16 protein-coding genes are annotated in these 16,240 nt (G+C 72.6%); 8 read left to right on the top strand and 8 right to left on the bottom strand.

The window, feature by feature from the left end:
• Positions 1 to 32: 32 nt before the first annotated feature.
• A complete protein-coding gene (locus ACH4OW_RS15465; RefSeq protein WP_398028000.1) occupies positions 33 to 830 on the bottom strand; it encodes a maleylpyruvate isomerase family mycothiol-dependent enzyme in 798 nt (265 codons plus the stop codon).
• A 152-nt stretch (positions 831 to 982) separates the two neighbouring features.
• On the opposite strand from ACH4OW_RS15465, the gene ACH4OW_RS15470 reads away from it, so the two are divergent.
• From ACH4OW_RS15470 to ACH4OW_RS15480, 3 genes are all read left to right on the top strand, one after another.
• A complete protein-coding gene (locus tag ACH4OW_RS15470; protein ID WP_398028002.1) occupies positions 983 to 1,789 on the top strand; it encodes a class II aldolase/adducin family protein in 807 nt (268 codons plus the stop codon).
• 258 nt (positions 1,790 to 2,047) lie between these two features.
• Positions 2,048 to 3,313: a hypothetical protein gene (locus ACH4OW_RS15475; protein WP_398028004.1), complete on the top strand. Its 1,266-nt coding sequence runs from the start codon at positions 2,048 to 2,050 to the stop codon at positions 3,311 to 3,313.
• 138 nt (positions 3,314 to 3,451) lie between these two features.
• Positions 3,452 to 3,988 (top strand): DoxX family protein, encoded by a 537-nt coding sequence (locus ACH4OW_RS15480; protein ID WP_398028005.1) that lies wholly within the window; start codon positions 3,452 to 3,454, stop codon positions 3,986 to 3,988.
• Positions 3,989 to 4,103: 115 nt separating this feature from the next.
• Here the strand turns inward: ACH4OW_RS15480 and ACH4OW_RS15485 are convergent, their stop codons facing one another.
• Together ACH4OW_RS15485 and ACH4OW_RS15490 are read right to left on the bottom strand one after the other, a co-directional pair.
• Positions 4,104 to 4,718: a TetR/AcrR family transcriptional regulator gene (locus ACH4OW_RS15485; protein ID WP_398028007.1), complete on the bottom strand. Its 615-nt coding sequence runs from the start codon at positions 4,716 to 4,718 to the stop codon at positions 4,104 to 4,106.
• A gap of 65 nt (positions 4,719 to 4,783) precedes the next feature.
• A complete protein-coding gene (locus ACH4OW_RS15490) occupies positions 4,784 to 5,656 on the bottom strand; it encodes a 3-hydroxyacyl-CoA dehydrogenase family protein (protein ID WP_360125931.1) in 873 nt (290 codons plus the stop codon).
• 181 nt (positions 5,657 to 5,837) lie between these two features.
• On the opposite strand from ACH4OW_RS15490, the gene ACH4OW_RS15495 reads away from it, so the two are divergent.
• The gene (locus ACH4OW_RS15495) at positions 5,838 to 6,575 is read left to right on the top strand and encodes an acetoacetate decarboxylase (protein ID WP_360125933.1); all 738 of its coding nucleotides are present in this window, start codon (positions 5,838 to 5,840) and stop codon (positions 6,573 to 6,575) included.
• Positions 6,576 to 6,613: 38 nt separating this feature from the next.
• Here the strand turns inward: ACH4OW_RS15495 and ACH4OW_RS15500 are convergent, their stop codons facing one another.
• Both ACH4OW_RS15500 and ACH4OW_RS15505 read right to left on the bottom strand, forming a co-directional pair.
• Positions 6,614 to 6,826, bottom strand: a complete 213-nt coding sequence (locus ACH4OW_RS15500; protein ID WP_398028010.1) for a hypothetical protein — start codon at positions 6,824 to 6,826, stop codon at positions 6,614 to 6,616.
• The gene (locus ACH4OW_RS15505; protein WP_398028012.1) at positions 6,823 to 8,280 is read right to left on the bottom strand and encodes a PspC domain-containing protein; all 1,458 of its coding nucleotides are present in this window, start codon (positions 8,278 to 8,280) and stop codon (positions 6,823 to 6,825) included. Before ACH4OW_RS15505 ends, ACH4OW_RS15500 begins: the two co-directional genes overlap by 4 nt.
• A 203-nt stretch (positions 8,281 to 8,483) precedes the next feature.
• Between ACH4OW_RS15505 and ACH4OW_RS15510 the strand changes: the two genes are divergently transcribed.
• The 4 genes from ACH4OW_RS15510 (at position 8,484) to ACH4OW_RS15525 (ending at position 13,912) form a co-directional block, all read left to right on the top strand.
• Complete coding sequence (locus ACH4OW_RS15510) at positions 8,484 to 9,659, top strand: winged helix DNA-binding domain-containing protein (RefSeq protein ID WP_398028014.1); 1,176 nt, start codon at positions 8,484 to 8,486, stop codon at positions 9,657 to 9,659.
• A gap of 169 nt (positions 9,660 to 9,828) precedes the next feature.
• Positions 9,829 to 11,652 carry a serine/threonine-protein kinase gene (locus ACH4OW_RS15515; protein WP_398028016.1) on the top strand — a complete coding sequence of 608 codons (1,824 nt, stop codon included), beginning with the start codon at positions 9,829 to 9,831 and terminating at the stop codon, positions 11,650 to 11,652.
• A gap of 134 nt (positions 11,653 to 11,786) precedes the next feature.
• Positions 11,787 to 13,106 carry a PspC domain-containing protein gene (locus ACH4OW_RS15520; protein WP_398028018.1) on the top strand — a complete coding sequence of 440 codons (1,320 nt, stop codon included), beginning with the start codon at positions 11,787 to 11,789 and terminating at the stop codon, positions 13,104 to 13,106.
• Between the two features lie 95 nt (positions 13,107 to 13,201).
• Positions 13,202 to 13,912 carry a response regulator transcription factor gene (locus ACH4OW_RS15525; RefSeq protein WP_360125945.1) on the top strand — a complete coding sequence of 237 codons (711 nt, stop codon included), beginning with the start codon at positions 13,202 to 13,204 and terminating at the stop codon, positions 13,910 to 13,912.
• On the opposite strand, the gene ACH4OW_RS15530 is transcribed toward ACH4OW_RS15525, so the two are convergent.
• From ACH4OW_RS15530 to ACH4OW_RS15540, 3 genes are all read right to left on the bottom strand, one after another.
• Positions 13,890 to 15,125 carry an MFS transporter gene (locus ACH4OW_RS15530; RefSeq protein WP_398028019.1) on the bottom strand — a complete coding sequence of 412 codons (1,236 nt, stop codon included), beginning with the start codon at positions 15,123 to 15,125 and terminating at the stop codon, positions 13,890 to 13,892. The two genes, ACH4OW_RS15525 and ACH4OW_RS15530, sit on opposite strands and share 23 nt — an antisense overlap.
• 84 nt (positions 15,126 to 15,209) lie before the next feature.
• Complete coding sequence (locus ACH4OW_RS15535) at positions 15,210 to 15,788, bottom strand: TetR/AcrR family transcriptional regulator (protein WP_398028021.1); 579 nt, start codon at positions 15,786 to 15,788, stop codon at positions 15,210 to 15,212.
• Between the two features lie 9 nt (positions 15,789 to 15,797).
• Complete coding sequence (locus tag ACH4OW_RS15540; RefSeq protein WP_360125951.1) at positions 15,798 to 16,238, bottom strand: ATP-binding protein; 441 nt, start codon at positions 16,236 to 16,238, stop codon at positions 15,798 to 15,800.
• Between the last annotated feature and the right edge of the window lie 2 nt (positions 16,239 to 16,240).

The following is a 16,240-nucleotide window of genomic DNA, read 5'->3' on the forward strand; positions in this document are numbered from 1 at the left end:
GACGCTCTCACGACGTAATCCGTATGGCGGTGTCACTGGAGCCAGAAGCGGGTCCGCTCCAGCCAGATGTCGAGCAGTTGCCGGTCGCCGAGGGTTTCGATGCCTCCGGCGACCGCGGGGCGGCCGTAGAGGAAGAGCACCAGGTCGGTAAGCGTGCCGCGGACGGCGACCGCGGCCTTCTCGTGGGCGTGGCGCCAGACGGGCGCGTCCCCGGTGAGGTCGACGAACCACTCCGCCGGCGCGTCGGTGGCGTGGAAGTGGAGGGTGCGCCCGGGGCCGAGGAGGGCGGGCGCGCCGGGCTGGTCCTCGGCGATCTCTTCGACCTCGTGGAAGCCCATCCACTCGTCGAGGGCGTCGCGGGCGACGTCCTCGTCGAGGGTGTACGTCCCGCCGGCCGCGAGTACGGCGTCGGCCCGGTGGAGCGCCGTTTCGTGGGTCATCCGGCGGGCCCAGAACACCGGCGTGCCGCCGGGGGCCACGGTCCATACCGGCGTGTCGGGTCCGGCGGTCCGCAGGGTTTCCGAGAGGCGGGCGGCGCCCTCGGCGAGGCGGGCGTCCAGTTCGGCGGGGTTTTCGCCGGTAAGGCGGGGGGTGTCGTTGACCAGTTCGTCGGAGACGGGTTCGGTTGCCCGGGTCCGTACGATCGTGTCGACCCAGCGGTGGGCGCCGTTGACGTGCCGGATCAGTTGCCCCAGGTTCCAGCCGGGGCAGGTCGGCACGGTGGCGGCGGGGTCCGCGTCTTTGACGGCGGACCTCAACAGGTCGGTCTGGTGGACGATTTCGGCGCAGTAGCGGTCGTAGCTCAGGGGGGTACCGGTGGTGGCGGCCATGGCAGCACGGTACTGATTCGTGCCTGCGGGAAGAAACGAATTCCGGCCGGGGGACCGCGTCAGGCCCCTGGCCACCTCCGCTACCGGCAGGTAGCTTCCGCTAGGAGCGATTCGCGCACGTCCGCGCACGTCCGCGCAAGGAGGAAGCCGCCATGTCCGAGCAGACGCCGTCCGTTCCGCCGCCCGCGCCGGTGCCCACCGACCGGCTGCACTTCGCCATGCCGCCGCAGCACGCCACCGTCGAGGAGGAGCGGCGGTACCGCAAGGAACGGCTCGCCGCGGCGCTGCGGCTCTTCGGCCGGTTCGGGTTCGAGGAGGGCGTCGCGGGCCACATCACCGCCCGCGACCCGGAGTTCGCCGACTGCTTCTGGGTGAATCCGTTCGGCATGTCGTTCAAGCACATCACGGTCGGCGATCTCATCCTGGTGAATCACGAGGGGAAGGTCGTGGAGGGGCGCTACCACGTCAACCAGGCGGCTTTCGCGATCCATTCGCAGGTCCACCAGGCGCGTCCGGACGTCGTCGCCGCGGCGCACAGCCACTCGGTGTACGGGCGGGCCCTCTCCACCCTCGGGGAGCTGCTGGATCCGATCACGCAGGACGTCTGTGCGTTTTACGAGGATCATGCCCTCTTCGATAGCTACACGGGCGTCGTGGTGGACGAGGAGGAGGGGCGGCGGATCGCGACGGCGCTCGGGCCGCACAAGGCCGTGATCCTGCGTAATCACGGCCTGTTGACGGTCGGCGACTCGGTGGACGCGGCGGCTTGGTGGTTCATCACGATGGAACGTTCCTGCCAGGTGCAGCTGACCGCGCGGGCGGCCGGCAAGCCCGTGCTGATCGACCACGAGAGCGCCGTGCACACGCGCGAGCAGCTGGGCAACGACCTGGTCGCGTGGATCAACTACCAGCCGCTGTACCAGCAGATCACGCGCAGCGAACCGGACCTGCTGGGCTGACCGGCGCCGGCCGGGGCGGGCTTCCGGGGCCCGCGTCAACCCGCCGTACACGCGTCACCGCCCGTACGGCCGGGCGTCCGGCTCCGCACGTCCGCCACGTACGGCACAATTCCCTCTCAGTACGGTGAAGTTGGCGGCGACCGGAGTCGGGGCGGAGCGGAAGTGTCGGTGGAGACGGCGGGCGGTGTGGCAGGAGCGTCCGGATCGCCTGGGACGCCCGGAGCGACCGGAGGTGCCGGTGGGCCCGGAGGGTTCCCGGTGGCCGGGGCTTCCGGGGCCGGTGAGCTGGGCGGCGACGGCGAGTGCACCTGCGGGAGGTGCCCGCGCGGTGCGCGCGAGGGGCATCGCAGGGCGGTCGCCGCGTTCGTGGCGCTGCGCGAGGAGTACGCCGCCGGCCGCGGCGTCCCGGCGGCGCTCGCCCATTCGGCCGGGGCGGCGCGGCAGTGGGTCTCGGACGAACTGGCGCTGTCGGCCCGCGCGGTCGCCGAGCGGGCCGCCGCCGAGGGCACGGCCTGGCTGGACGCCGTGTGGCGGTACACGCTGCTGGTGCTGTGGGGCGGCGTGGGCGCCCTGGTGATCGTGCAGGCCCTCACCGCGATCGGCACCGGCTGGACGGTGGCGCGTACGGCGGGCCTGGCCGCGGCCGTGGTCCTGGCGCTCGCGCTGACGGTCGCGGCGTGGCGGCACCGCGCGCGAGGAGGCGCGCTGGCGCCGCTGGTCGGCGAGGACAACCGGCTGTCGACCTCGCGCACGGTCGCGGCGGGCTGGCTGCTGCCGGTGGCGTACGCCGTCCTCGTACAAGCCTTCCAGCTGGCGGCGGCGGACGCGGACGAGCGCCGTGCCCTGCTGGACGGCCTCGAACTGCCGCGCGGCGCCGGGCTGCTGACGGTACTGGCGGTGACCTGCGCGGTGGCCGTCCTGGTACGCCGTGTGGTCGCCGTACGCATCCAGGCCCGCAGGCTCCAGAAGGTGCGCGCCGACCGGCCGCGCGCCGGGGACCTGCTGACGGACGACGCGGGGCGCGGCAGCCTCACCGACATCCAGTACCTGCTGCTGAACGTGGCGGCCGTGTCGTTCGCCCTGGTCAGGCTGGCCCGCGACCCGTCCAGGCTCCCGGACCTGCCGTGGTCCTGCACCGCCGTCGTCGTGATCGGGTCGCTCATGTACCTGGCGGGCAAGTACGCGGAGGGCGGCCGTCCGGTCGTCCTGTCGGTCGTGCGGGCCCGGGAGCCGGGCGATCTGGCCGCGCCCATCAGGACCGGAGACGACATCGAGATCCGCGGCGCCGGGTTCGTCCCGCCGGGCGCCGAGAACCCCGACCTGCTGGCGCGCACCGTCGTACGGATCGGCGCGGTGCACGTGCACGTGCCGCTCGTTCCGGTCGCCGGCGGCTTCGGCAATCCGACGGACGGCGTGCTGACCGTGCCCGTACCGGCGGACGTGGAGCCGGGCCGGGTGGAGGTCAGGGTCGTGACGGCGGCGGGCGTGGAGACGAACGCCTGCACGATCGACGTGCAGGACTGACGCCGGGCCCGCCGCGCGGGGGCCCGGCCTGACGGCCCTGGGGCTGAACACCGGGTACAAACGCGTCCGTATCCCTTGTGAGGCATGGGGGCGCGGGCACCATCGTCCGCGTCCGGCGGCTACGGAGAGGCGGATGCCATGAGCCACGCGGATCGTGCGGTCGGTGCCGGGCTGGGCGGGGCGGGCCGCGGTGGCGGGCCGCGGCGGGCGATGGGGCAGTACGCGCTGCTGCCGCTGCGGATCTTCCTCGGCGTCACCTTCGTCTACGCCGGGCTGGACAAGCTGACCGACCCGGCCTTCTTCGCGTCGGGCGGCACCGGCTCGGTCGGTGAGCTGATGCGGCAGGTACGGGACACCTCCGCCGTGCCCCAACTGGTGGACTTCGCCCTCAAGAACCCGGCGGGCTTCGGTTACGCCATCGCCGCCGGCGAACTGGCGGTCGGCATCGCCACGCTCCTCGGGCTGGTGGCCCGTCTCGCCGCGCTTGGCGGCGCGCTGATCTCGCTGAGCCTGTGGCTCACGGTGAGCTGGGCGACCGAGCCGTACTACTACGGCAACGACCTGGCGTACCTGATGGCGTGGCTGCCGCTGGTACTGGCGGGCGCGCCCATGCTGTCCCTGGACGCGGCCCTGGCGGCACGGCGCAGCAGGCAGGGGCGGCAGCTGTTCGGATAGGCCGGGAAGGGGCGCCGCCATGCCGTCGATCGACTCGGGGCCGTACCCGACGGAGCCGACCGGGGCTTGATCAGGGACTGTACGGCGCGACGCCCGGTCCGTGCCGAAGCCGCCGTCAGGTCTGGGGTGTTCCCAGGGCGCGTACGAGGTGGGGGAGTGCGCGGCGGGCCAGTGGGGTGGGGTCGGTGTCGGCGGTGGGGTGGGTGACGCGCATGGCGGTGAGGCCCTCGTAGAGGGCCACGACCAGGCGGGCGAGGGCGGCGGAGGAGACGTCGGCGGCGTGCCCGGAGGAGGCGAGGCAGCGGTCCAGGATCTCGGCCAGACCGGCGTTGAGACGTTCCTCGTGCTCGGCGAGGGCTCGCGCGACATCCGGGTGACGCGCCGCGTGCAGCGTGAACTCCATGGAGACCAGGAACCAGGAACGCTCCTGCGCGTCGTGCGTCGCCAGGAGGTCGAAGACGCGCGCCACCGGGTCGGCGTCGTCCGTGAAGGTCTCGACCTGGCGCCGCAGTTCGGCCAGGAGCCGGTCGGTGTGCGTGTCGTACAGGGCGAGGAAGAGTTCTTCCTTGTCGCGGAAGTTGGAGTAGAAGGCGCCGCGGGTCAGGCCGGCCTGCTGGACGATGTCACTGATCGACGTGGCGTGGAAGCCGCGCTCGGCGAAGAGGGTGAGCGCGCTGTCGGTGAGCGCGGCGACGGTGGCCGGCCGGCGCTTGGTGGGTGACTTGGGCACGTACCGCTCCCTGCAGGTGATGGTTCCTCCCGAAGGGTACGTGCCCGCCCGTTCCGGGCCTGCCGTCAGCCCTGCCGCTGGTAGTCGTCGTAGAAGCCGGCACCGGTCTTGACGCCGAGGCGGTTCGCTTCCACGTAGGTGCGCAGCAGCTCACGGGGTCCTTCGGGCAGCCCGGGGCGTTCGGCGGCGTAGTGGTTCTCGATGTCCAGGACGACGTCCAGGCCGATGGCGTCCATCAGGCGGAAAGGGCCGGCCGGAGCGCCCGTGTTGACCTGCCACATGCGGTCGATGTCCGCCGGCGTGGAAACGCCGTCGGCGACCACGGCGAGGCATTCCCGCTTCATGGCGGCCCAGACGCGGTTGAAGATGAAGCCGGTGCTCTCCCGGCGGGCCTCGAACGGGTGGATGCCGTAGTCGGGCAGCACCTTCATCAGCAGTCCGATGGCGCCGGGGTCGGTGTGGCCGCAGGACATCACGTCGGCGGCGTTCTGCCGGGGCGGCATGTAGAAGTGCAGGTTCAGCAGGCGCTCGGGGGTGCGGACGCTGTCGACGAGGTGGCTCGTCGCGTAGGAGGAGGAGTTGCTGGCCAGGATGGCGTCCGGCTCGGCGAGCGCGTCCAGGTCCGCGAAGAGGCGCTTTTTCAGGTCCAGGCGCTCCGGTACGGCCTCGACGACGAGCCAGGCGTCCGCGAGGGCGCGCGTCAGGTCGGTCGATGCCTCGACGGTGCCGGGCCGGCCGCCGTCGATCGTCTGCACCACCTCTGGCAGCTCGCCGGCCACGTAGGCGCAGGCTGCTTCGCCCGCTTCGGCGGCGGGGTCGTAGATGCGGACCAGGCCGCCGCGGGTGGCGAACATCAAGGCGATGCGGCGGCCGAGCGTGCCCGCGCCGATGACGGCGACCGGCCGGTCCTGGTGGTTGGGGGGAGGGGTGAAGCTCATGGCTGCTCTGCTGCTCCTGTCTCGTGGCCCCGCGGGGGCGGGAGCGGGGCCGGACGCGGGTGGGGATGAGTGGCGAACGCGGGTGGATGTACCGCCCAACTTCTGGATACAGTGTGTATCCGATACACCTTGTATGCAACTGGAGGGGCGCCCGCCGCCCTAGCGACCCGAGGAGCAACCCATGCGCGCCGACCAGGTGACCGCCGCGGTGACCACCCCCCTGACCGTCCCGCTCTACCCCCCGCGCCCCACCCGCTTCACCGACCGCGAGTACTTCAACGTCGTCTACCGCACCGACCCCGACGCCCTGCGCGCGGTGGTCCCGGAGCCGCTGGAGATCGACGAGCCCCTCGTGCGCTTCGAGGTCATGCGCATGGGCGAGGTGGACGGCTACGGTCCCTACACGGAGTGCGGCCAGGTCATCCCGGTCCGGCACGGAGCCGAACACGGCGAGTACCTGCACGTCATGTACCTGGACTCCTTCGGCGCCACCGCCGCGGGCCGCGAACTGAGCGCCTACCCGAAGGTCGCGGGCGAGCCCGCGCTGCGCCACGAGCGCGGCGCCCTCGTCGGCACCCTCGACTACGGCAGCGAGCGCGTCGCCACCGCCACCATGGCCTACAAGTGGCAGCCCCTCGACCCGGAAGAGGCCCGCGCCCAGATCACCGTGCCCACCTACGCCGTCAAGACGGTCCCCGGCTACGACTTCCGGCCCCGCGTCTGCGACCTGGTCCGCATGCGGATCACCGACATCACCGTGAAGGAAGCCTGGCGCGGCCCGGCCCGTCTCCAACTCTTCGAGCACGTCATGGCGCCCCTCGCCGACCTGCCCGTACGCGAGGTCGTCGACGCCAGCCACATCCTGACCGACCTCACCCTCGCCCCCGCCGAGCCGGTCTTCGACTACCTCGCCGCTTAGGGCGCTTCTGACGGACCTCCGCAGAAACGCCCTGGTCCTCAACCTTGGGTGGCGCTCGCCCGGCGCCTGCGTACCGCGCCCCAGACGGCCGCCGTGATTCCCGACAGGCACAACCCCGCCGGTACGGCCAGTACCGGTACCGCGCCCGGCAGGTCCCACGCCCCGGCCGCTTCGAGTCCGTAAGCGCCGCCCACGCCCAGCGCGGTCAGGCCCGTGATCAGTCGGGCGGGCTCGAAGGGGTGGCGCTTCACTGCTGTCCTCCGGGGGTGGGCGTCGCGGGCGGGGTCGGGGTGGGGGTGGGGGCCGCGGACGGGGCGGCGCGCCGTACGTCCACCTGGCCCGCGCCGACCTCCAAGTCGAGGTCCAGCGTTCCGCGCGGCTTCTCGCCCTTCTTCAAGCCCGCGGCGGGCAGCGTGACGGTCTGCTCCTGGTCGGCCGCCAGGTGGAAGTCCCTGGACGTCTCGCCCGGCAGCCGTACGTCGCCGAGGCCGACGTCGATGTGCAGCCGCGCCGTGACGCCGGCCGGCACGACCACCTGGAGCTGCCCGGCGCCGACCGAGGCCCGGGTGCGCACCGTCTGCCCGTTCTTGAACGGCACCTCGCTGAGATCCAGCTCCCCGCGCCCCGCCCCGAGTTCGTAACTCGGCTGTACGGAGGCGGCGTCCAGCGGGATCCACGTCTGGTTGCTCCAGTCGGCGGTGACGTTCTTCGGCAGCACCGCGGCGCCCGCCAGCAGCAGGGACGTGAGGATCACCATGAAGACCGTGCCGCCGCCGGTCCGGCCGAACCAGGCGCTGACGACCAGCCCGAGGCCGAAGACCACGAGCGCGGCGGACAGCCCGGCGACCAGGATCGTGGACAGGCGGTGGTCGTTCGAGGCGGCGCCGGCCACCGACAGGCCCGCGACCAGCGCCAGCAGGAACGTCCAGCCGCCGATCGAACGGCCGGTGCGGCGGCGCCGGGCCGGTACGGAGCACCGCCGCTCCCTGGGCCCGGCCCACGCGGTCGCCCCCGCGCGCGTCCTGTGCGCGCCGTACCCGTCCCCGTACGCGGCCGGAGCGTCGCCGGGCCCCCACAGGTATCCCGTATGGGGCAGCCCCTCCTTGGTAAGCGGGTCGCGCCACCAGGACGGGCTGTTCGGCGTGGGCGGCGCCGTCGTCTCGGGCGGCGCGTCGGCGACGGCCTGCGCGGTCACCGGGTCGGCGGCGCCCGGCCCTTCCGTACCGGCGGCGCGGCGCTGCCGCGACCAGTACGCCGAGCCGCCCACCGCCAGCGCGAGCATGACGGTGAAGGTCAGCACGCCGCGGTTGGCCAGGGAGGTCAGGAAGAAGCCGCAGCCGACGAGCGCGAACAGCAGCGCGGTCAGCGCCGTGCCGTCGACCCGGCCGGACAGCAGCTTGCGGCCCTCGTTCTCGTCTTCGCCGTCCAGCGGGATCAGCAGCCAGGCGAAGCCGTACACGATCAGGCCGATGCCGCCCGAGGCCGCCAGCACGGCCAGTACGATCCGGAAGATCACCGGGTCCAGGTCCCAGTGCCGCCCCAGGCCCCCGCACACACCGGAGACCACCTTGTGCCGCCGGCTGCGGCGCAGGGGCGCCTGCGGCTCAGGGCGGCCCGCGGCATCGGAGTCCGGTGGGGTGCCGGCGGGGGAGGACGCGGCCCCGGCGGGGCCCGTCGTCTCGTCGGCGGGGGCAGCATCGTTCATGCGCCCATGGTGGCAAGCGCTACGGGCGGGCGGCATCGGTGGGAACCCTGGTTGGTCCCTGAGATCACCGAAACGGCGTCCGGGCTCGGTCCGGGCGCTTCAAAGAGGACACGCCCTGTCCTCGATGCCAGGCAAGGTGACGGCACCCGGCATCCGGCACCCGGCATCCGGTACACCACGTGATCGAAAGCAGGGAAGCAGCAGTGACCGTTCTCGACGCCCGGGCGCTCAACCGCGCCACGCTCGCCCGGCAGTTGCTCCTGGACCGCGCCGACGTACCGGTCCTCGACGCCGTCGCGCACCTGTGCGGCCTCCAGGCGCAGGAACCGCAGGAACCGTTCGTCGGGCTCTGGTCGCGGCTGCACGCGTTCGACCCGGCCACGCTCTCCGACCTGCTGACCGGACGGCGCGTGGTGCGCACCCACCTCATGCGCCGCACCGTCCACCTCCTCACCGCCGACGACGTCCTGGCCTGGCGCGCCCGCCACGACGCGATGCTGCGCCAACGGGTCCTCGCCACCTACCGCCGCGAGTTGGCCGGAGTGGACCTCGACGAACTCACCGCGGCGGGCCTGGCCGTCATGTCCGACGGCGAGCCCCGCTCGATGCCCGAGCTGGCGCGGGCGGTCGCCGGGCGCTGGCCGGAGCCGGGGCCGCGGCCGCTGGGGGAGATGCTGGTCGCCGCCCTGATCCCGATGGTGCAGCTGCCACCGCGCGGGCTCTGGCGTACGAAGGGCGGCGTACGCAACGTCCCGCTCGCCACCTGGCTCGGCCGCGACATCGACCCGCCGGGCGCGAACGGCTCCGATGCGAACGGCTCCGATGCGAACGGTTCCGATACGAACGGCTCCGATGCGAACGGTTCCGGCGCGAACGGTTCCGACGCTGCCGGTGAGGCACTGGTACGGCGTTACCTGGCCGCCTTCGGCCCTGCCGCCTCCGCCGACCTGCGCGCCTGGTGCGGCCTCGCCGGGCTGCCGGCCGCGGTCGCCGCCGTACGCGAGGAGCTGGTCACCTTCCGCGACGAGCGGGGCCGCGAGCTGCTGGACCTGCCCGACGCGCCGCGCCCCGACCCCGGCACACCCGCGCCGGTGCGGTTCCTGCCGGCGTTCGACAACGCGATCCTCGGCTACCAGGACCGCAGCCGGATCATCGACGACGCCCACCGCGGCCTGTCGGTCACCGGCGCGCGCGTCGTCCTGGTCGACGGCCGGGTCGCCGCGACCTGGACCGTCACGGACGGCACCGTGACGGTCACCCCACTGCGCCGTTTCTCCCGGGCGGAGCGCACCGGTGTGGCCGACGAGGCCGAGGCGCTGGCGTCGTTCCTCTCCGACAACGAAAGCCAACGCGCGGAGATCGCCGCACCGCTCGGCTGAGCGATTGGCACAGACCAGCACGAACGCGGCGCGCTGCGTGAAAAAGGCCCTGGCGCGCGTCCGGCGACCGCGCCCCGGCCCACCTCCGGCGGCCCTCGGACGACTATCGTTGCGCCGGACATCTGTACGGGGGGAACCGAAGGGGCGCGGCGCGGTGACGGAGGCGGCGGTGGACGACGGGCGACTGGTCGCCGGGCGGTACCGCCTGGTCGAGGAGATAGGCCGGGGCGGCATGGGCACCGTCTGGCTGGCCCATGACGAGCTGCTCGGCCGGCAGGTCGCGGTCAAGCGGCTGCACGTCTCCCCGGAGCTGGACGCCGACGAGCTGGCCCGGCGCAACGAGCGCACCCGCCGCGAGGCCCAGGCCGCCGCCCGCATCAACCACCCCAACGTGGTCAGCGTCCACGACGTCGTGGACGACGCCGGGCTGCCGTGCATCGTCATGGAGTACGTGCCCTCCGTCACCCTCGGCGACGTCATCAAGGAGGCCACCGCGGCGGACGGCGCGGTGCCGCTGGGCGAGATGGCCCGGATCGGCCGCGGCATGATCGCCGCACTGCGCGCCGCGCACGCCGCCGGTGTCCTGCACCGCGACGTCAAGCCGGGGAACGTCCTGCTCGGCGAGGACGGCCGGGTCGTCCTCACCGACTTCGGCATCGCGGTCGCCTCCGGCACGTCCACCCTCACCAAGACCGGCGAGCTGGTCGGTTCCATCGACTACCTCGCTCCTGAGCGGGTCAAGGGCGGTACGCCGGGCCCCGCCTCGGACCTGTGGGCGCTGGGCGCGACGCTCTACCAGGCGCTGGAGGGGCGGCCGCCGTTCCGCAAGCTGACGGCGGTCGAGACGGCGTACTCCATCGCCGTGGACCCGCTGGACCCGCCGCGCAACGCCGGCCCGCTGACCCCGCTGATCGAGGCGCTGCTCGCGAAGGAACCCGCGGACCGCCCCACGGCCCAGGCCGTCGAGCAGGCGCTGCGCGTACCGGCCGCGGACGCGGACACGACGTGGGCGAACCCGTCGGCGCCCTGCGCCGGCGCGGACGGTATGGCCGATACGGGCGGCACGAGACATACGCGGCATACGGGCCGTACGGAACCCGCAGACCGTACAGACCGTACGGACGACACGAAATCGACCGGCGGCACGAACCCCACCGGCGTCACGTCCGCGACGGGCTTCGGACCCGCGACCGGCTATACGTCCTATACGTCCGCGACCGGCGGCACCCCCGGAGCGGCCCGAGCGGACGGCGCGACCGCCTCGGTCCACCCCGCCCTGGCATACCCGGCCACCGCTGCCCCCGCCGGCGCCACCACCCCAGCCACCCCCGCCCCCACCAAGAAGCGTGGCCGCGCGCTCCTGTGGAGCGCCGTCGCCGTGGTCGTCGTACTGGGCGTCACGGGCGGCGTGCTGTACTCCGCCGGTCTCTGGCAGGGCGACGGCGTCCAGGCGTCCGACGGCGCTCCGCAGAACCCCGAGACGTCGCCCGTCACCCCGAAGCCCAAGCCCAAGCCCACCCGGCCGGTACCCAGCGGGTACCACCGCGTCACGGAACCGGCGTCCGGCCTCCCCTTCCCGCTGCCGAACGGCTGGACCCGCACGGAGAAGCAGGGCGGCGGCGGCTCCAACTACCGTGATCCGGCGAACCCGCTGGTCAGCCTGCGTATCGAAGTCCTCGACTTCGCGAACACCGACGCCCTCCAGCACTGGAAGGACAACGAGAAGGCGGCCCTCAAGGAGGGCAGGTTCCCCGGCTACCAGCAGCTGCGGATGCACCGCACGGCCTTCCGCGGGCAGCCGGCGGCGCTGTGGGAGTGGAAGTGGGCGGGGAGCGCGCGGGAGTACCGCGCCATCGACCTGGGGTTCGGCAAGCCCGGAGAGAAGGAGTACGCGATCTACCTCTCCGCGCCGGCCGCCGAGTGGGAGAAGTACAAGAAGGTCTTCGACGACGTCCAGGCGGGCATCGTGCTGCCCGAGGACCAGCAGCAGTAAGGGACCTGCCGGGGCAGCCCCGGACCGACCGCCCGGTGTGCCGCCTGCCGCCTGTCCGGCTGTCCGACTGTCAGGGGTGCCGTCAGGGTCGACCCTGATGCCACCGCCCCGCCTCACATGTGACGATCGGTGTCATGACCACCGCTCCATCCCGGCCCGAGGCGAGCTATGCCCCGGCGTCCGACTCCGACGACGCGCCCCTGCGCAAGCTCTACCGCAGTGCCGACGGCCGGATGCTGGGCGGTGTGGCACGCGGGCTGGCCGGGCATCTCGGGCTGCCGGTGTCCTGGGTGCGGGTTGTCTTCATCGCGCTCTTCATGGCCGAGGGCATGGGCGCGCTGCTGTACGCCGCGTTCTGGTTCATCGTGCCGCTGGGCGTCGGGGGCGTGGACGCGTCCCGGGTGAACGTGCACGTGGCGCCCGGGCGCGGGCCGTCGGAGCGGGGTGGCCGCCTGGCGGCCGTGCGCAAGGCCGACAAGGGCCAGGTCTTCGCGCTGTTCGCGCTGCTCGCGGGCGCGGCCATCGTGGCGTCCAGGTTCGAGCTGGGCCGCGCCAACGCCTATGTGTGGCCGGTCCTGCTGATCGGCGCGGGTGTCGCGCTCGTCTGGCGGCAGGCGGACAACGCGCGCCGCGCGCAGTGGCTGGAGATGGGCCGCCGCAAGGGCGTGCTGCCGGTGCTGCGCGGCGCGGCCGGTGTGGTGCTGGTCTGCGTCGGCGTGACCGGTATCTTCGTCCTCCAAGGCTCGGTCCGTCATCTCGGTGCGGTGCTCCAGGCTTCCATCGCCGTCGTGGTGGGCATCGCGCTGCTCGTGGGCCCCTACCTCGTGCGCATGATGCAGGACCTGTCCGAGGAGCGGCTGATGCGTATCCGCGCGCAGGAACGCGCGGAAGTTGCCGCGCACGTCCACGACTCCGTCCTGCACACGCTCACCCTGATCCAGCGCAACGCGGAGGACCCCCGCGAGGTGGCGCGGCTCGCCCGCGCCCAGGAACGCGAACTGCGCGCCTGGCTCTACAAGCCGGAGGGCCGGGGCAAGGACGAGGCGCAGGAGCCGGACACCCTCGCCGAGGCGGTGCGCAAGGCCGCCGCCGAGGTCGAGGACCACCACGGCGTGCCCATCGAGGTCGTGGTCGTCGGCGACTGCCCGCTGGACGAGAAGCTGAGCGCGCAGTTGCAGGCCGCGCGCGAGGCCATGGTCAACGCGGCGAAGTACGGCGGCGAGGGCGGCGCCGTGCAGGTGTACGCCGAGGTCGAGGGCCGTACCGTCTTCGTCTCCGTACGCGATCGCGGTCCCGGCTTCGACCTCGACGCGGTCCCCGGTGATCGCATGGGCGTACGGGAGTCGATCATCGGCCGTATGCAGCGCAACGGAGGCACGGCCCGGCTGCGTTCCGCGCCGGATGGCGGCACCGAGGTCGAGCTGGAAATGGAGCGCGCGCCGGAAGGCGGCTGACAGATGACGGATGATTGAGAGACGGGCCGGAGCCAACACCCACCAGCACCACCCCGCACACCCGCACCCACGCCAACCACGGACGGACGGACGAGATGAGCAGCGACGCCGCAGCCGCACAGGATGACCCGACCGGCGGCCCCACCCGCACGGTACGGGTCGTCCTCGTCGACGACCACCGGATGTTCCGTACGGGCGTCCAGGCCGAGATCGGCCGCACCGACGAGACGGGTGTGGAGGTCGTCGGCGAGGCCGCCGACGTCGACCAGGCCGTCACGGTCATCACCGCGACCCGCCCCGAGGTCGTCCTGCTGGACGTGCACCTGCCGGGTGGCGGCGGTGTCGAGGTGCTGCGCCGCTCCGCCGCGATGATGGCCGACCCCGAACGTCCCGTGCGCTTCCTCGCGCTGTCCGTGTCGGACGCCGCCGAGGACGTCATCGGTGTCATCCGCGGCGGCGCCCGTGGCTACGTCACCAAGACGATCACCGGCAAGGACCTGGTCGACGCGGTGTTCCGGGTCTCCGACGGCGACGCGGTCTTCTCCCCGCGGCTGGCCGGCTTCGTCCTGGACGCCTTCGCCTCCACGGATGCCCCGCCGGTGGACGAGGACCTGGACCGCCTGACCCAGCGCGAGCGCGAGGTGCTGCGCCTGATCGCGCGCGGCTACGCGTACAAGGAGATCGCCAAGCAGCTGTTCATCTCCGTCAAGACGGTCGAGTCGCACGTCTCGGCGGTGCTGCGCAAGCTCCAGCTCTCCAACCGGCACGAGCTGACGCGGTGGGCTACGGCCCGGCGGTTGGTGTAACGCAGGCGGCGGGGGCCGGCGTCTGCGTGGTGGTGGCCCCCGCGACGACGAGGCTGGTACGGCGGCGCCGCTTCCGCCGCCCGAGCTCCGGTACGAGCGAGACGACCCCGAGCGCCGCCAGCCCCGCCCCCAGCCAGATCGGCGCCCGCAGCCCGTACGCGCTGATGGCCATCCCGCCCACCAGCGAGCCCACGATCACGCCCAGCGTGATGAACGACGAGTGCACGGTGTTCACCAGCGCCCGCGCGTTCCCGGCGCGCTGGACGCGGGTGACCATCGCCGGGTTCATGGTGACCCCGACCAGCCCGATTCCCATCATGAACACCACCGAGGGGACCGGCAGCTGCGCGAGCAGCGCGAACCCGACGAGAAACCCCAGATTCAGCACCAGTCCGCAGAGCAGTACGGCGACGGTGTGCCGGTCGGCGAGCCGCCCGACGACGGTGTTGCCGACGACGGTCGCCGCCCCGTACGCCACGAGCAGCAGCGGTACGGTTCCGGCCCCGAACCCGGTGACCTCGGTGAGGATCGGGTTGAAGTAGCTGAACACGGAGAACGTCGCCCCGATGATCAGCGTGCTGGTGGACAGCGCCAGCCACAGCCGGGGATTGCGGAACGCGCCCAGCTCCTCCCGTATGCCGCCGCCCGCGTCGGTGCGCTCGTCCGGTCGTGGCACGCCCACGGCCGTGCACACCGCCGCGCCCACCGTGAGGACGGCGATCACCCAGAACGCCGCGCGCCAGCCCAGGTGTTCGCCGATCAGCGTGGCCATCGGCAGGCCGAGCAGCGTACCGAGCATCAGCCCGTTCATGGCCACGGCGACGGCCCTGCCGCGTACCTCCGGGCGCGTCAACTGGGCGCACAGGGACAGCGCCACCCCGAAGAAAGCCTGCGAGGCCACGCCGGTGACGACCCGCGCGACCAGCATCACCCAGTAGTCCGACGCGACGGCCGCCAGCACGTTGCCCGCCAGGAACACCCCGAACAGCACCGCCAGCGCCCGCTTCTGCGGCAGCCGCATGACGCCGACCGTCAGAAACGGCCCGCCGACGGCCATCGCCACCGCGAACGCGGTGATCAGATAGCCGATCTGCGGCACGGTGGCGCCCAGTCCCGCCGCCAGCTGCGGCATCAGCCCGGCGACGACGAACTCACTGGTCACCATGGCGAAGATGCCCAGGGCCAGGACGTACACGGCGCGTGGTACGCGCATCGTTCCCCCTCTTTTCCTAACCGATCGTTCCAATAAATGGGCGTGCGAGACCCCGCGCGGGCGGGGGTTTGCGAGTTGACCGCGTCAGCGCAGCACGGTCATCGCCTGCTCCACCGCGTCGTTGATCCGCCGCTCGTCACCCGTCTTGCCGACGACCCGCAGCCCCTGGATGAACGTGACCAGAAAACGGGCCTGCGCCCGCACATCCGCCCCTTCCTCCAGCTCGCCCTGCGCCTTGGCCCGGATCAGCGCGCCGGCGATGGCCGACTCCACTTCGTGAAGCGCCGTCTCGATACGTCGTTCGGCGCGGGCGTCCTGCGGCAGCAGCTCCACAGCCGTGTTCGTCACCAGGCATCCCTTACGGTCCTGGTCCGCCAGCGACTCGTCGGCGAACGCGCGCAGGAACGCGCGCACGGCGGGCAGCGCAGGCCCCGGCTGGTTCAGTCGTTCCAGCGCCACCACGCCTTCGTTCTCGCAGTAGCGGTCGAGCGCGCGCAGGTACAGCTCGTGCTTGCTGCCGTACGTCGCGTAAATGCTGCCCCGGTTGATCCCGAGGTGCTCGACCAGGTCCTGCATCGACGTCGCCTCGTACCCCTTGCGCCAGAACAGCTCCAGGGCGGCCTGGAGGGTGGCGCTCGGGTCGAACTCCTTGGTTCTGCCCATGCGGGCACCCTAGGCGATACTTGACCGTTCGTTCAAGAAAGCCGCCACCTTGAGCTCGAACCACACCACTTTTCCGATGCCGTACGGACGCGGGTACGCCCCCCACTCGTCCGCCAGCGCCGCGACCAGCGCCAGCCCGCGCCCGTCCTCGTCGTCGACGCCCGCCACCCGGGGCTCGGGCATTGCGGAACCGGCGTCCGCCACCTCCACGCGCAGCCGTCCCGCGTGCAGCAGGCACCTCACCCTGACGTAACGCCCGCGCGAAACCCGCGCGTGCACACAGGCGTTGGCCGCCAGCTCGCTGAGCACGAGCACGGCCGTGTCCGTCACCTCGGCTTGCAACTGCCATACCTCCGCCAGTTCCCGCAGGTACTTGCGGGCCCGCCGTGCGCTCCGGGGGTGGCGCGGCAGCCACCATTCGTTCTGAAGGGGGGAATTTCCGTCGTTCACGA

The organism is Streptomyces sp. NPDC017056 (assembly GCF_044332485.1).
GTDB lineage: Bacteria > Actinomycetota > Actinomycetes > Streptomycetales > Streptomycetaceae > Streptomyces.

Excerpts from the sequence above, each read along its gene's own strand:
- ACH4OW_RS15480 (WP_398028005.1), top strand. The coding sequence starts at position 3,452 with ATGAGCCACGCGGATCGTGCGGTCGGTGCCGGGCTGGGCGGGGCGGGC.
- ACH4OW_RS15470 (WP_398028002.1), top strand. The coding sequence starts at position 983 with ATGTCCGAGCAGACGCCGTCCGTTCCGCCGCCCGCGCCGGTGCCCACC.
- ACH4OW_RS15465 (WP_398028000.1), bottom strand. The coding sequence starts at position 830 with ATGGCCGCCACCACCGGTACCCCCCTGAGCTACGACCGCTACTGCGCC.
- ACH4OW_RS15530 (WP_398028019.1), bottom strand. The coding sequence starts at position 15,125 with ATGCGCGTACCACGCGCCGTGTACGTCCTGGCCCTGGGCATCTTCGCC.
- ACH4OW_RS15525 (WP_360125945.1), top strand. The coding sequence starts at position 13,202 with ATGAGCAGCGACGCCGCAGCCGCACAGGATGACCCGACCGGCGGCCCC.
- ACH4OW_RS15520 (WP_398028018.1), top strand. The coding sequence starts at position 11,787 with ATGACCACCGCTCCATCCCGGCCCGAGGCGAGCTATGCCCCGGCGTCC.
- ACH4OW_RS15490 (WP_360125931.1), bottom strand. The coding sequence starts at position 5,656 with ATGAGCTTCACCCCTCCCCCCAACCACCAGGACCGGCCGGTCGCCGTC.
- ACH4OW_RS15495 (WP_360125933.1), top strand. The coding sequence starts at position 5,838 with ATGCGCGCCGACCAGGTGACCGCCGCGGTGACCACCCCCCTGACCGTC.
- ACH4OW_RS15505 (WP_398028012.1), bottom strand. The coding sequence starts at position 8,280 with ATGAACGATGCTGCCCCCGCCGACGAGACGACGGGCCCCGCCGGGGCC.
- ACH4OW_RS15535 (WP_398028021.1), bottom strand. The coding sequence starts at position 15,788 with ATGGGCAGAACCAAGGAGTTCGACCCGAGCGCCACCCTCCAGGCCGCC.